We start from the raw sequence: 14,262 nt of genomic DNA on the forward strand, positions 1-14,262 counted from the left end.
TGGATGGACAACCTTTTGGGTTTTTTCGTGTGCCCCGAATATCCTCTTGAGCACCGGCCGGACTTCCGGGTTGAAGCTGCGTTTCCGCCCTCGCCCGAGACATCGTAAGGCAAGCGACCATATGTTGTAGAGAAGGGAAAGGGGGAATGGCACATGGGTGAAGGTGTTGGGTGGGCACACGAACACGCGCCGCGGATTCCGTTTCCCGTCGACTGGGCCTGGTGCCGAAGGTGGAAAGGAAGGCGGGTCGAAGTCAGAACCCGCACTGCCGTATATCGCGGCACGCTCGTGGACGTGATCGAAACGGGTCTTTACGTCCGCGTTTATGAAGCGGTGGTCGCGGAAAAGGGGATGCGGGTCGACGACCCGGGCCTTCGCCGGGTGAACCCGTTTGTTTTGTTCATCCCCTTTGCGGCTCTTTTGGCCCTGACGCCTTTGATCCTCTCCCAGCCCGGCCCCGGTGGTCCGCCGTACGGCCCCGGTGGTCCGCCCTCCGGTCCAGGTGGCCCACCTTACGGGCTTCCCCCGGGTGCGGGTGGGTATGGCGGCGGATACGGAGGGGGGTACGGAGGGGGATATGGGGGCGGGTACGGCGGGGGCTGGGGAGGCCCCTCGCCCGGGCCGCCGCCGGGGTATGGCAAGCCTTGGACCTGGTGACAGGCCCCCGCTCCCGGACGGGTTCAGTGTAGACACGGACGGTGGTGAGGTGTATATTTATCACTATCACCGAATATTTATTCCCTACGCTGGGTCCGCGGGGATGGGGGAGTTTGGGCATGGAATTGAGGAAAGCTGTGGTTGAAGACGTTGACGCCATGTATGCCTTGATCGATTATTATGCACAACAAGGGTTGCTTCTCCCGCGTTCCCGGCTGTCCTTGTACGAATCCCTGCAATGCTTCAGTGTGGCGGTGGAGGGTGAACGACTGCTGGGGGTCGCGGGGTTGCACATCCTTTGGGCGGATTTGGCGGAGATCCGGTCCTTGGCGGTGGCGCCGGATGCCCGGGGGCAGGGGATCGGGGGCCTGTTGGTGGATCGGTTGTCGGAAGAGGCTCGGCATCTAGGTATCCCCCAGGTGCTCGCTTTGACCTATCAGCGGCGTTTTTTTGAAAAGTGCGGGTTCTACCCCGTGGAGAAGCAGACCTTGCCTCACAAAGTCTGGAAGGACTGTGTCAGCTGCAGCAAATTTGCCACCTGCGATGAAGCCGCATATTTGCGGGTGGTCACGCCGAATGTCTCTCCCCGGCTGCGGGTTTCTCCGGTCATCCAAGTAACGCAGCCGTAGACGCCGGGGCCCAGGCCGGCATCGACGTTGACGCCGCACTCCTCGTCCGGTACCTTAAGGGCAGAAACGGCTCGGGGTGGGGCGGATGAGAACTGCGGCAACGCTCGCAGCGACGGTGGCGGCTATTTTTCTGCTATTGCCACTTTTTGTTCTTGGGATATCCTGGATGTTGCGGGCCACCGTGTCCACGGCAGTCCTGGCCATCGTCCTGCGCACAGCGGTGGCGGCGGCTGTCGCCACGACCATCGACATGGTGTTTGGAATCGCGATGGGTTATCGCCTGAGTCGGGACCCTGAGTTTCGCCGGAGGCCGCTCCGGATGTTGTTACAGATTCCGGGTCACGTCCCCCAGGCGGCGGTGGGGCTTGCGCTGGTGATGGCCTACGGGGGGGTGCTGGGCAATGGGTCTTCCTGGACCGGCTACGCCCTCGTCATCGCGGCGATGGTGTTCGTCAGCCTCCCGGTTGCGGTGGAAGAATGTCGGCGAGGATTCGATGCCGTTGATATTCATTTGGAGAGGGTTTCCCGGACCCTGGGAGCCGGGGCGGGCAAAACCTTTCGACAGGTGACTCTGCCCTTGGCCGCCGATGGGCTTCTCGGAGCGGCGGCCGTGGTGTTTGCCCGAGCTTTCGGGGAATTCGCTGCTCTGGCCTTTTTTATGCCCTTTCCCTTGACCGTGGGCACCGGTATTTATCAATGGTTTTCACAAGGAATGACGGAAAAAGCGGTGGAGATGGCAGCAGTCGGGGCCATGTTTAGCCTCCTCAGCTGGGTGTTGGTGGTCGGCATACGGCTGTGGGTCGGGCGACGGCTGGGGAGGTTTCGCGGTTGAGTCTGGAGATCGAGGGGTTGACGGTAGAGGGGGAAGCCGGTTTTTCCCTGCGTATACCGGTATGGTTTGTCGGGGAAGGAGACATTGCCACTTTGGTCGGACCCCAGGGTGCCGGGAAAACCCTCCTTTTAGAAACGATTGCCGGTTTCGTCCGACCCGTGGCAGGCGATATCCGGGTCGGGGGCCGATCGGTGGTAGGATTGCCTGTCGAGCACCGCAACATCGCAGTTCTTTTTGCTCATGACGGCCTTTTTCCCCATATGACGGTTTTTCGGAATCTGTGCTTTGTCGTGCCTCGACCCCGCCTTGCCCGTCGCTGGCTCTCCCTCGCTGACCTTGAGCCTTTAGCCGATCTCTATCCCCGGCAGTTGACCCCTTTGGACAGGCGTCGGGTGGAGCTGATCCGGGCTCTGGCCAGTCGTCCCCGATTGATTCTGATTGATGAACCGACGGCGGACATTCCCGAGGAGAGCAAAGAGCAGTGGCGCAGTTTTGCCGGGAGCTGGCTTCGGGAGACCCGAGTTACGGCGGTGGCGGCCGTTTCAAACGTGGAGGAGGCTTTCCGCTGGTCGAACCGCCTTGCTCTGCTTTGGAAGGGCCGGTTGGTCCAGGAGGGCACCACTGAAGACGTATGGAACCGACCCGCCAGCCCCGAGGTGGCTGCGATCTTGGGGGGAGGTCGGGTGTTCCGGGGACAGGTCGTCCAGAGAAACCACTCGTGGATGTTGGTGCGCCTGTATCCCGGCCAGGGGGCCGTGGATCTCATGATCTGGTCGAATTGGTTGTATCGAGAATGGGAAGACGTGTGGGTCTATATCCCGAAGTCCGCGTGGAAGGTGTGGCCCCGGGGAGAGGGGGAGGCCGCCGCGGCGTCCCCCAATCGATTCCCGGGGTCAATCGGCCGAATTCGGATGCACCCCGGAGGTGTCCTTGTCGAAGTGAATACCGATCCCTTGACGGTCACCGCAATGATTCCCCACCGGGACTGGGCAGGGGCCGCTTTTACCGAAGGAGAACCGGTATGGCTTTCCATCGATCCTAGTGACCCGCAACTGATTCGGGCAACACAATAGCGGGATACCCTTTTTGGCGCAGCTCGGCCGCCAGAGCATCTGCCCGCTGCCGGTCATGGAAGGCGCCGACCTGAACGCGGTATAACACTTGTGGTTCCGGGGAAGAGGTGGGGGGCGGCGCCGGCGTGGGGGTTCCGCGGACAGGAAGCTGCAGCGCGTCGGCGAGCCCCGCGGCGGCCGCGGCGGCGAATTGGTCTTGAAATTCCGGAGAGACCAAAAGGGCCCGGTCTTTGGCGCTGTCGATAAACAGGACTTCCATGAGCACCGCATCCATCACGGTTTCCCGGAGTACGGCAAAATCCGCTTCTTTTTTCCCCCGGTCCGCCACCCCGAGTTTCTGGAGAAAATGCGCGATATAGTCGTGCAGCACGTCCCGGATCCGGCCGGTGGATCCTTTTTCCGTGCCGGGGTAAATATAATCCTCATATCCTTCCCCGCCCCCGGCGTTGATGTGAATCGATAAAAAGAAATTTGCCCGGGCATCGTTGGCGATTTTTGCCCGTTCGGATAAGCCGACGAACCGATCGTCCTGTCTTGTGTACATGACATCCACAGAATACGTGTCCACCAGGCGACGGCCCAGCGCCAAGGCCAGGGCCAGGGTGAGGGTTTTCTCGTAGAGGGTTCCATAGGTGGCCCCGGGGTCGGAGCCCCCATGTCCAGGGTCCAGGCACACCAACATCGCATCTTCCTCCTTGTTGTCGGCTTTCTCCCATGTATATGCAGCAAGCCCTGAGGTCGGCAGATAGGCGGACAGAAAGGTCTGTTTGTCCATGGGCGGACATAGGATGAGGACAGGATGAGATGGTGTGGACGGAGGGGTTTGCATGGCGGAGGGGGGACGTGGGCGGCGGTTGTCGCCTTGGACGCGGCCCGTTTTGTACACAGCGCTGGTTGCAGTGGCGGGGCTCGTGGCGACAGGGCTTAACGCAGGGGCTCTCAATGAGCCGGGAGGCGACGGCCGGCTAAGTGGATGGGTGCTTTTGGTTGCCGCTGCCTTGGTGCCGGTGGTGTACCGGTTTGCAGAAGGCCGTTCTCCCGCCCATATGGGGCTGCGCCTGGAAGGTTTTGCACGCCACGCATCTTCGGGGGCTTTATGGGGGGCGATCGGCGTGATGGGCGCCGTCACGCTGTTTTGGACAGTGGGATGGGTTCATTGGCCCAAGGGGTTTTCCGGCGCTAGCCCGGGGCGGGGTTTGATCAGTTGCTTATTCTTGGCTCTTTGGGAAGAGCTGGCTTTTCGTGGCTACTTATTCTCCACCCTTCGCACCCAGTATGGTTCACGGCCCGCCGTGGTGGGAAGCGCGTTGCTGTACGCCCTTTATACGGCGATGGGGGCTCCTGGGCCGCTTTTCGTGTGCAACCGCTTTCTTTTGGGGCTGCTGTTGGCCCAGTCCCGGGAGAATAGCGATTCTCTCGGATGGGCCGTGGGTTTTCATTGGATGTGGATCGGCCTTCAAGGCCCTCTCTTTGGTATGGGGGTGCCCGCCCTCGGCGGGCCGGCGGCGGAGTGGTTTGGACCGCGGTGGTTGTGTCCAGACGAGGCGGGACTAGAATCGGGGGCGGCGGCCACCGCCGGGCTGATCGTGTATCTTGGCCTCTTTTCTCGCTTTTTATCCAAGCGATCCTCTTGACAGACTGCAAAAGGGGATCTATGATGAAGATGTGACGGGTTTGTGAAATAAAACACAAAGTGTGGGGGATATCGGTGAACAAGCGCGTGGTGGTTTTGGGAGCGGGGTACGGAGGATTGGTGGCCGCCCTGAAGCTGGCTAAAGAAACGTCGGCCGGATCGGTGGACATCACCCTCGTCAACAAATACGACTATCACCAGCTGGTGACCCAGTTGTATGAACCGGCGGCCGCGGCGAAGCGGGATACGGAGGTTCGGATTCCTCTCAAAAAGTTGCTCGCCGGGAAGCCGATTCGCTTTGTCGAGGATGTGGTGACAAAGATTGACCCAAAGGAAAAAGTCGTGACCTTGGAGGGGGGCGAGCTTTCCTACGATTATCTGGTGGTAGCCCTGGGGAGCGAGACTGAGTACTTTGGTATTCCGGGGATGAAAGAGTACGGCATGACGTTGAAGTCCGTCGATGAAGCGCGGCTGATCCGCACGCATATCGAGCGCTGCTTCGCGGAATACCCGTTGGATCCCCGGCCGGAGTTGCTGACCTTTGTGGTGGGCGGCGCAGGACTCACGGGCATTGAGTTGGTGGGGGAGATTGCCGATTGGCTTCCCCGACTTTGTGAAGAAAGTAACATTCCCCGGGAACAAGTGACTTTGTACAACGTGGAGGCAATGCCTTCGATTCTTCCCGGTTTCGAGCCCGATCTGGTGGCCAAAGCGGAAGAAGTCCTCAAGGCCAAAGGTGTGATCTTCAAGGTGGGATCGCCCATCGTGCAGGTGGAGCCTGGAGTCGTTCACTTGAAAGATGGAGAAGTGATCCAAAGCCGGACCATCATCTGGACCGGCGGTGTGCGGGGCAATCAGATCGTCGTGGAAGCCGGATTCGAGACCGAGCCTCGGGGGCGGGCTAAAGTCAACGAATATCTTCAGGCCGTCGGTTACGATGACGTATACATGGCCGGAGATTGTTGCTTTGTCCTGAATGAACAGGGGAGGCCGTATCCGCCCACGGCTCAGCTCGCCATCCAGATGGGCAATTCCGTAGCCCACAATCTGGCCGCCGACCTGCAAGGCCGCCCAAAGACACCTTTTGTGCCCAAGATTCTCGGCACGGTGGCTTCCCTGGGAGGCCGGGATGCTGTGGGGAAGGTTGGAAACAATTACAAGGCATCCGGGCGAGTTGCATATTTCATCAAGGATTTGAGCCAGATCCGGTACCTCGCCAAAATCGGCGCTCTGATGAAATAGCTTCAAAGACAAGGCAGACAACCGGTTCTGAAACGGTGAAAACAACAAACATATACAGGAAAAGAGGTGCCCTCCGCAAGGAGGGCTTTATTTTTGGCGATCATGGGAATAGAGTGAGAACAGGAGTTGTGACGGTATGGATGAGGAGGGAATCCTTTGAGTGATGAATTTGAAACAACGACCGTTCCGGGAGGACAGGTGCACCTGTGGTCCACCAGTCGTTTCCACACCATCACGATGGCGGCGTACTGGGTGTGGCCGCTGGAACGGGAGACGGTGACTGCCGCAACGCTTCTTCCCCATGTGCTCCTGAGAGGGACCCGAAACCTACCGGAGTTTGATGATCTTCAGAATGCCTTCTCCGATCTGTACGGGGCCTCGATCCAGGCGGATGCCAAACGCAAAGGGGATCTGGTCACGTTGGAGTTTGTCGTGCAAGTGCCGGCCGGGCAGAGAATCGCAAAGGGGTTGGATTTGACCCGCCCGGCATTAGAATTGCTGGGACAAGTGTTATGGGATCCCCTGGTCGTCGGGGGCGGGTTCGAGGAAGATCGCGTCCATCGGGAAAAAGAGCAGCACCGAAAACGGATCGCCAGCCTGATTGATGACAAAATGCTGTATGCCGCCCAGCGTTGTGCAGCGGAGATGTTCGCCGGCCAGGCTTATGCGGCCCCGAGATACGGCTTTGAAGAAGACCTGGCCCAAATCAGCGGAGCTTCTCTCTATACCCTCTATGAACAGATCCGGGACAGGGGCCCCTTTCACCTGTTTGTGGCTGGGCCGGTGGACCCGGACCCGGTGGTGGCCTTTGCCGCGAAATGGGGGAGAGCAGGGGTCCGGGGGGATTGGTCTGCCGGGGAGCCCTTTATGGCCGATCGACCGGTTAAAATGGTGGAAGAGGTCATGGATATTCAACAAGGGAAACTGAATATCGGTTATCGAACGGGATCCGCTTGGCGGGATCAAGATTTTCCCGCGATGATGATGTACAACGGGGTATTGGGCGGGTTTCCCCATTCAAAATTGTTCATCCATGTTCGGGAACGGGCAAACTTGGCCTACTATGCGTCTAGCCGACTGGATGCCCACAAGGGCGTCTTGTACGTGATGACGGGGATTCCCAGCGATCGCCGGGACACGGTGATGGAGATCGTCGACCGACAAGTGGAAGCCATGGCCCGGGGGGAGATCAACGACGAGGAGTGGACCTGGACGCGGATCGGTTTGCAAAACCAGTACCGGGAGTTGCAGGATTCGCCCTACGGCATGATCGACATGAGGCTGGCGGGAATTCTTCACGGCCTCTCCCGTTCTCCCGGGGAGATGGTGGAGGCCTTGGATGCGGTGACAGAGGAGGAGGTGGCTGCTGTGGGCAGGAGGGTTCAAAAGGATACCGTATATTTTCTGCGCGGAAAGGAGGGGACAGAGAATGCGGGAACGAAAGTATGATCAGTTGGGGGTTCGCATGGTGGAGCACCGGTGCGCGAACGGTCTGGCGGTGACGGTGTTGCCCAAGCCGGGCTACAACCAGGTATTTGCCACGTATTCCACGAATTTCGGGTCCATCGACCACCGCTTCCGATCCGGGGACGGACGGGAGATCCAAGTCCCCGACGGTGTGGCGCATTTTCTTGAGCACAAGATGTTCGAGAAAAAAGAAGGGGATGTGTTTCGATTATTTGCTTCCCGGGCGGCATCGGCCAACGCCTATACAACTTTTGATATGACCGCCTATCTGTTCTCAGCGACCCATGATATCCTCGAAAATCTCGAAACCCTTTTGGATTTTGTCGACGAACCGTATTTTACCGACGAGACTGTTGAAAAAGAAAAGGGGATCATCGCCCAGGAGATCCGCATGTACGAGGACAATCCGGATGCCCGGGTCTACTTCCAGCTTCTTAAGGGACTTTATGAACACCACCCGGTGCGTATTCAGATTGCGGGTACAGTGGAGAGCATCCGGGCCATCAGCAAAGAAGACCTGTACACCTGCTACCGGGGCTTCTATCACCCCCAGAATATGCATTTGTTGGTGGTGGGGGGAATCGACCCGGAAACGGTGATTGAGACGGTGGAGAAGAACCAGGAGAAAAAGGCGGACCGAACCGTCGAGGGGCCGGCTCAGCGATTGGCCGAGACGGAACCCGACCGGGTATTTCAGTCCCGTCAGGAGTGCGAAATGCCGGTGAACACCCCGCGAATTTTTGTGGGGTATAAGGATGTCGGCACAGAGGTTCGGGGGGCGGAGGGGTTGAAAAGAGACACGGTGACCTCTCTTCTGTTCGACGCCCTGTTTACCAAGGGCGGTCCCCTGTACGGACAATTGTTCGAAAAGCAACTGATTGATCAGAGTTTCGGGTGGGAGTATGATTACGGGCGAGGATATGCCCACGCGGTGATCGGGGGCAACACCCCTGAACCCGAACGTTTTCTGGAGGTTGTGGCCGAGGGGTGGCGCCAGGTGGAGAAGGACGGGATTGCAGACGAGATCCTGGAGAGAAGCCGCAAGCGGTTGATCGGGCAGTTCGTGAAAAGCCTCGATTCATTGCGGTTTTTGGCCAGGTATGTAACGGCCTATCATTTTAAGGAGATGGATTTGTTCGCCACCATTCCGGCCTTGCAGGCGGTGAAGCGGGAGGATGTGGAGGCGCGGCTCCGGGAGTTGATCCGGCCCGAAAGACAAGCCGTCTCTCTCGTGCGTCCGGTGAACTGATGGTCTTCCTGCCCGGTGGGGATCCCGCGGGTCCCGGGGCTCGGCCGGAGGGCGGGGACCCCTTGTGGAGGGATGTTTAGATGAAAAAAGCACAATGGGCGGTGGCGATTCTCTCTGCGGTCGTGGCGTTAGCCGCCTTGGTGTTGTGGGAATGGCACCGGCTGGCGGGCCAGCCTGTACCCCTGTATGTATGGGTGATGGCCGCATACGGTTGGACCTTCGTGATTGGCCTGGGCGTCGATCGATGGGCGCGGGGTATGAGCCGGCGGCGAGGGATACGGGGCAGTCGGCCGCGGAGAAAGCCGGCATCTTTTCCCGATGAACGGGAGGAAGTGTTATCGGCCTCTGCGACGAAGGATCTGACCGCCTCGGCGGAGACGCAGGAGGGCCGGTAGCGGTGAACGACCCGGGTGCCGGGGGTGTCCGTGTTGGGACTGCCGCTTTTGGCCGATTGCAATTCTTGTCTTTTGCGCGTTGTGTTTTTATACTGAGAAAAACGGATTGGAGGGGAAGGCGCTCATGCTTCGGGAGAAAGTGGAAGAAGCTTTGGAGCGGATCCGGCCGGGTTTGCAATTCGACGGCGGAGACGTGGAGTTGGTGGATGTCGAAGACGGTGTGGTGACCCTGCACCTGATCGGCGCCTGCGGGGCGTGCCCGATGTCCACCATGACCTTGAAGATGGGGATCGAGCGGGCTCTTCGGGCTGCGGTTCCCGAGGTCAAGGAAGTCATTGCCGTATGAATCCGCCTGCAAGGTTCGTCTAAGGATAAAGCCTCTGGCCGTCGCCCCCGGTGAGTTCTCCGGGGGCGACGGCCACTTGTTGAATGGATCAAGGCACGTCCTTGGCCACGGCGGCAAAAGCGGCGTCCGCAGCTTCGAGGGTCTCATCGATATCTCGTTCTGTGTGCGCAATGGTGAGGAACCAAGCTTCGTATTTCGAAGGGGCCAGATGCACGCCCCGGTTGAGCATTTCATGAAAAAAACGGGCAAATTGATCTGACCGGGAAGCTTTCGCGTCTTCATAGTTGTGGACGGGTCGATCGCCAAAAAAGAGGGTCAGCGCCCCTTTCAGACGATTGATGGTGACCTCGACACCGCGGTTGTGGGCCGCGTCCAAAAGGCCTCTTTCCAGGCGGTCTCCCAGGCGATCCATCTTTTCATAGGTGCCCGGACGGGACAGGATATCCAGGCAGGTGAGTCCTGCTCGCATCGAAAGAGGGTTTCCGGCCATGGTGCCGGCTTGGTAGGTGGGCCCCAAGGGTGCCACCCGCTCCATGATTTCCGCCCGTCCTCCGTATGCCCCGATGGGGAGCCCTCCGCCGATGATTTTGCCCAGAGCTGTGAGATCGGGTTCAACGCCGAACAGCGTCTGAACCCCTCCAAAATGAAAGCGAAAACCGGTAATGACCTCGTCGTAGATCACCAGAGCCCCCCGGTCCCGGGCGAGATCCCGGATTCCCTCCAAGAACCCGGGATGGGGGAGGACAATGCCGAAGTTTCCCACCACGGGCTCCACGAGGATAGCCGCAATCTCTTCATCAAAATGGTCGAAAGCCCGGCTGAGGGCGCCGAGGTCGTTGTACGGGACGGTCACGACATCCTCGGCGATGCCTTGGGGGACGCCGGCGCTGTCCGGCGTCCCCACCGTCGAAGGACCGGAACCCGCGGCCACGAGGACAAGATCGGAATGGCCGTGGTAACAACCGGCGAACTTGACGATCTTATTCCGGCCGGTAGCGGCCCGGGCCACCCGGATCGCGCTCATGACCGCTTCGGTTCCACTGTTGACGAACCGAATTCGTTCCATGGACGGGATGGCCGATCGGAGGGTCTCGGCCAGGGCCGTTTCCCATGTTGTGGGTGTTCCAAACAGAATCCCGTCTTCCCCGGCCCGGGTCATGGTAGCGGTGATTTCCGGATGGGCGTGGCCGAGAATCACCGGACCGTAGGCGCAAAGGTAATCAATATATCGATGGCCATCCACATCCCACAGATATGCCCCGCGACCGCGGGCGATGAAGACCGGCGCTCCCCCGCCCACGGCTTTAAATGCTCGGGAGGGGCTGTTGACGCCGCCGACAATAACCTTTTGGGCCCTTTCATAACACCGCGCGGATTCCGGGCGATTGATCGACCCCGTTTGTTCCATACTTGTGACCCCTTCCTGCAAAATCGTCTTTGATCAATCCGGTATCGTTAGAACAGTGGTCGATAAGGCCACGACGAAAGGCCGCCGGGTCGGATTGTGGGGCGGCTTCTGCGGTTCGGCGGTTCGCCGGACTCGGATGTGAACGGTTTTCGTCGGTTTTGATCCTCCTGTTGTCGGGAAACCGGGGGATCGTTCACGGACCCGCAGAAGAGAATGAGAGCTGATCCCCCAACATCAGGCGTGTGTCAGCGTGGCTATGAAGGAATATCATCCAGTTTCCCCTGAAAGCGATATCCTGTGCCATAGACGGTTTTAATGTACTTCGGATGTTTCGGTTGGTCCTCAATCTTGGCCCGAAGGTTTTTTACATGGGCGTCAATGGTTCGGGAATCTCCAACAAAATCTGGGCCCAGCACCCAGTCGAACAATTCTTGTCTCGAAACGGTCACCCCGGGCGAGCGGGCCAACATCAACAACAGCATGTACTCCGTGGGAGTCAGTGGAATCTGCCGTTCTCCGCGATACGCGGTGCGCCGGTAGACGTCGACCTCCAGATCCCCATCGTTGAAGCGCAGCCTTCGTGCAAAGATCGGTTCTTTTCGCCCCCGAAACAGAATTGCGCGCACCCGTTCGGGCAGTTCATCGGGCCGAAAGGGCTTGGGCATCCAACCGTCGGCATAATCGTCGGAACGTCTGTCCGCCGGGTCGGTATCCTGCAGCCATTGTCGGCCCAACAGCAGTAGCAGAAATCGATCGGGGATCTGCCGCAATGTTCGACATAGGTCCCAGGACATGTCTGGGACCGAAGCGTCGAGGATGACAAGGTCCGGAGCTCGTTCCTGCACCGCCGCTAACCCCAGGCGGCCGCGGGGGACAACGGTGGGAATGAATCCGTTTTTTCTTAAATTCAGTGCAACTTGGCGAGCGATGCGAGGTTCCGCTTCGATGACCAGTACTCTCGGTGTCATCCTTTTCCCCCTCATCTGCTGCTCTGCGGGTCCGTTGTCTTCTATTGTCGTATAAACACCTTTTTTTGAAAAGGTGTAAAGGTGATTTGAAAGTTGCGAACTTGGGGGAGCGGGCTCAGGAAACGCTGAGCCAAGATGAGCTGGAAATGATTTCAATCCACAACGGCCCCTCCGCCCATTTCATCGGGCCTTCCGCGGTCGAAAATTGAAACCAGCCTGTCGAAGTCCGGCTCCAGGTTCCTTCGAACATTTGGCCCGATCGAAAAAACCACCCCTGGCCCGACCCTGTCAAGGTGATCTGACGGCGTCCCGCCTGATCGATGATCCGATCCGGAGCTACAATCACCGCGATATTCTGACTTTCAATCCGCGTTCCATCATCCATCACGTGGGGCGTACCGTTTTCGCTGCGCACGTACTGGCTTCCGTTCCAGGTCCAGGATGCCGAGTAGTCGTACCAATCCAAGTGCACGGTCTTGGCGGGCGTGCCCGACTTCGTCATCTCGCCCCTGGGGATGGGTACCGGCTCTCCAAGGGAATATCCTTTCGCCTGAACTGCCGCCATCAACTTGTCCGTACTGGTATACAGGTTGTGGGGGGCCTGGCGATGGGGATCCCGCCAAAAGGCGGAACCGGCATTGTAGATCTGGTCCAGATCCGGCCAGCCGCCCCGGCGGACCATATTCAGGGCGTCGGGACTGCCGCCGGCGTGGGCCGCCGGAGCCCCCAGGGATTCGGCCAAGGTGGCAAAATACGGCCGGAGGCTGCGCACGGGTCCGATTTTCCCCACCTTGTGATCGACGAATACCTCGAAGCGCGTGATGGGCCCTTCGGCCAGGGCCTCCACCACCGCTGCCGCCTGGTCGACCCCCGCTTGGGGGCGGGCCTGTTGGAGATTGTCGATCATCACGGCTACGGTGCCGCCGAGAGGTGGAGGGGCAGGAGTGGTGGGTGGGCTCGGCGCCGGGGCGGGAGCCGGCGCGGGTTCGGGGGCCTGCTTCGGAGCGGCGGTGGGCCCGCAGCCCGGGAGAACCATGAGAAGGCCGAGGGCGGCGGTGGCGGCGAGTCGAGCGAACGTCGAAGGCGGCACAAAAATCCCTCCTCTTTGGGCTTGTCCAGGCTCCTTCCCCCATGGCTATGCAATCCCCTGGGCGCGTATGTTCACTCGGCGAGAAAAATGTCCAGAATCCGAATGCTTGCCCGGCCGTCCCCGTACGGGTGTGTCCACCCCCGGGGAGCCTGGGCCATCATTGACACCGCCTCGACGATGGTGTCTGGATGGTATCCCGCCAGGCGATTGGATCCGATGGCCAAAGTTTCCGGCCGCTCGGTGTTCTCCCGCAGCGTGACGCAGGGAACGCCGAGCATACACGCTTCCTCTTGGAGTCCTCCGCTGTCGGTGAGCACGACGGCCGCCTGGGATTGCAAAGCCAAAGAAGCAAAAACGTCTACCGGGGGGAAGACCACTTGCATGCCCGGGATGCCGTAAAATCGCTCGAGCCAGCCGTATTCGATCAGCCGCCCCCGGGTTCGGGGGTGAAGGGTGCAAACGATGGTCAAGCCCATCTCTTTCCCAACCCTCTCGATCCCTTGGATCAAAAGATCCATGCGTTCCCGTTGGTCCGTATTCTCCTGCCGGTGCAGCGTCAGATAGACGTACGCGCCAGATTTGAGATGAAGTTCCTTCAAGATCGGATGTTCCGCCAAGCCCGGTCGGAGGAACTCAATGGCGTCTGCAGCCGTTTGGCCGGTGTAGTAGACCCCATTTTCGATTCCCTCAGCCCGAAGGTTGTCCACCGCCGCAGGGGTAGGGGCAAAAAGATGGGTGGCGATGTGATCCGCGAGAACCCGATTGACCTCCTCGGGCATGGTGCGGTCAAAGCTGCGAAGTCCCGCCTCGACGTGGCCGACCGGCAGATTGAGTTTGGCGGCCGCCAGGGCACCGCCCAAGGTGGTGTTGGTGTCGCCGTGCACGAGGACGGCCCGAATGTCTTCTTGCAGAATGTACGCCTCGAATCGTTCTAAGATGCGTGCCGTGACTTCGCCGTGCCGCCCGGACCCCACCCGCAGATTGACGTGGGGATCGGGAAGTTGGAATTGGTCAAAAATCGCCCGATCCATGGCGTGGTCGTAATGTTGGCCACTGTGGACCAGGCGATAGTCGACCTTTCTCCTCTCACATTCCCGAATCACCGGTGCCATCTTGATGATTTCCGGACGGGTCCCGACGATGATGGCGAATCGTTTGCCCATGATGTGCGCAACCCGCTTTCTGGCAGAGACTGTCGCAATGCGACACAAAACTGGGATCAGTGTAGCACAGCGGAGATGGTTTGACTATAGATTCCTGTCTATTTTACGGA

Annotated in this window: 15 protein-coding genes; 10 read left to right on the forward strand and 5 right to left on the reverse strand. The window is 59.5% G+C overall.

Annotated features, from left to right (window positions below):
* The first annotated feature begins 153 nt into the window (after window positions 1-153).
* From BTUS_RS18650 to BTUS_RS16730, 4 genes are all read left to right on the forward strand, one after another.
* Window positions 154-657 (forward strand): hypothetical protein, encoded by a 504-nt coding sequence (locus tag BTUS_RS18650; RefSeq protein ID WP_013075099.1) that lies wholly within the window; start codon window positions 154-156, stop codon window positions 655-657.
* 119 nt (window positions 658-776) lie between these two features.
* Entirely contained in the window at window positions 777-1,286 is a 510-nt protein-coding gene (locus BTUS_RS05385; protein WP_013075100.1) for an N-acetyltransferase, read from the forward strand.
* 85 nt (window positions 1,287-1,371) lie between these two features.
* The gene (locus BTUS_RS05390) at window positions 1,372-2,118 is read left to right on the forward strand and encodes an ABC transporter permease subunit (RefSeq protein ID WP_013075101.1); all 747 of its coding nucleotides are present in this window, start codon (window positions 1,372-1,374) and stop codon (window positions 2,116-2,118) included.
* Entirely contained in the window at window positions 2,115-3,191 is a 1,077-nt protein-coding gene (locus BTUS_RS16730; RefSeq protein WP_013075102.1) for an ABC transporter ATP-binding protein, read from the forward strand. The genes BTUS_RS05390 and BTUS_RS16730 overlap by 4 nt, the downstream gene beginning before the upstream one ends.
* Here the strand turns inward: BTUS_RS16730 and BTUS_RS05400 are convergent.
* A complete protein-coding gene (locus BTUS_RS05400) occupies window positions 3,157-3,873 on the reverse strand; it encodes an N-acetylmuramoyl-L-alanine amidase (protein ID WP_013075103.1) in 717 nt (238 codons plus the stop codon). The two genes, BTUS_RS16730 and BTUS_RS05400, sit on opposite strands and share 35 nt — an antisense overlap.
* Window positions 3,874-4,018: 145 nt before the next feature.
* On the opposite strand from BTUS_RS05400, the gene BTUS_RS05405 reads away from it, so the two are divergent.
* From BTUS_RS05405 to BTUS_RS05430, 6 genes are all read left to right on the forward strand, one after another.
* Window positions 4,019-4,825: a CPBP family intramembrane glutamic endopeptidase gene (locus tag BTUS_RS05405; RefSeq protein WP_013075104.1), complete on the forward strand. Its 807-nt coding sequence runs from the start codon at window positions 4,019-4,021 to the stop codon at window positions 4,823-4,825.
* 74 nt (window positions 4,826-4,899) lie between these two features.
* Window positions 4,900-6,066 (forward strand): NAD(P)/FAD-dependent oxidoreductase, encoded by a 1,167-nt coding sequence (locus tag BTUS_RS05410; protein WP_013075105.1) that lies wholly within the window; start codon window positions 4,900-4,902, stop codon window positions 6,064-6,066.
* A gap of 156 nt (window positions 6,067-6,222) precedes the next feature.
* The gene (yfmF, locus tag BTUS_RS05415; protein ID WP_013075106.1) at window positions 6,223-7,515 is read left to right on the forward strand and encodes an EF-P 5-aminopentanol modification-associated protein YfmF; all 1,293 of its coding nucleotides are present in this window, start codon (window positions 6,223-6,225) and stop codon (window positions 7,513-7,515) included.
* Window positions 7,496-8,782, forward strand: coding sequence for an EF-P 5-aminopentanol modification-associated protein YfmH (yfmH, locus tag BTUS_RS05420; RefSeq protein WP_013075107.1), 1,287 nt, complete (start codon window positions 7,496-7,498; stop codon window positions 8,780-8,782). The genes yfmF and yfmH overlap by 20 nt, the downstream gene beginning before the upstream one ends.
* An 80-nt stretch (window positions 8,783-8,862) precedes the next feature.
* Complete coding sequence (locus BTUS_RS05425; RefSeq protein WP_013075108.1) at window positions 8,863-9,177, forward strand: hypothetical protein; 315 nt, start codon at window positions 8,863-8,865, stop codon at window positions 9,175-9,177.
* Between the two features lie 124 nt (window positions 9,178-9,301).
* Complete coding sequence (locus tag BTUS_RS05430; protein WP_013075109.1) at window positions 9,302-9,523, forward strand: NifU family protein; 222 nt, start codon at window positions 9,302-9,304, stop codon at window positions 9,521-9,523.
* Between the two features lie 88 nt (window positions 9,524-9,611).
* Here BTUS_RS05430 and BTUS_RS05435 read toward each other — a convergent pair whose 3' ends face one another.
* The 4 genes from BTUS_RS05435 to wecB form a co-directional block, all read right to left on the reverse strand.
* On the reverse strand, window positions 9,612-10,931 hold the full coding sequence (locus BTUS_RS05435) for a glutamate-1-semialdehyde 2,1-aminomutase (protein WP_013075110.1): 1,320 nt from the start codon (window positions 10,929-10,931) through the stop codon (window positions 9,612-9,614).
* A gap of 254 nt (window positions 10,932-11,185) precedes the next feature.
* Complete coding sequence (locus BTUS_RS05440) at window positions 11,186-11,899, reverse strand: response regulator transcription factor (RefSeq protein WP_013075111.1); 714 nt, start codon at window positions 11,897-11,899, stop codon at window positions 11,186-11,188.
* A 115-nt stretch (window positions 11,900-12,014) separates the two neighbouring features.
* Window positions 12,015-12,989 (reverse strand): DUF3048 domain-containing protein, encoded by a 975-nt coding sequence (locus tag BTUS_RS16735; RefSeq protein ID WP_013075112.1) that lies wholly within the window; start codon window positions 12,987-12,989, stop codon window positions 12,015-12,017.
* 71 nt (window positions 12,990-13,060) lie between these two features.
* Window positions 13,061-14,152, reverse strand: a complete 1,092-nt coding sequence (gene wecB / locus BTUS_RS05450; protein WP_013075113.1) for a non-hydrolyzing UDP-N-acetylglucosamine 2-epimerase — start codon at window positions 14,150-14,152, stop codon at window positions 13,061-13,063.
* Window positions 14,153-14,262 lie beyond the last annotated feature (110 nt).

Origin of the sequence: Kyrpidia tusciae DSM 2912, from assembly GCF_000092905.1 — a bacterium.
GTDB lineage: Bacteria > Bacillota > Bacilli > Kyrpidiales > Kyrpidiaceae > Kyrpidia > Kyrpidia tusciae.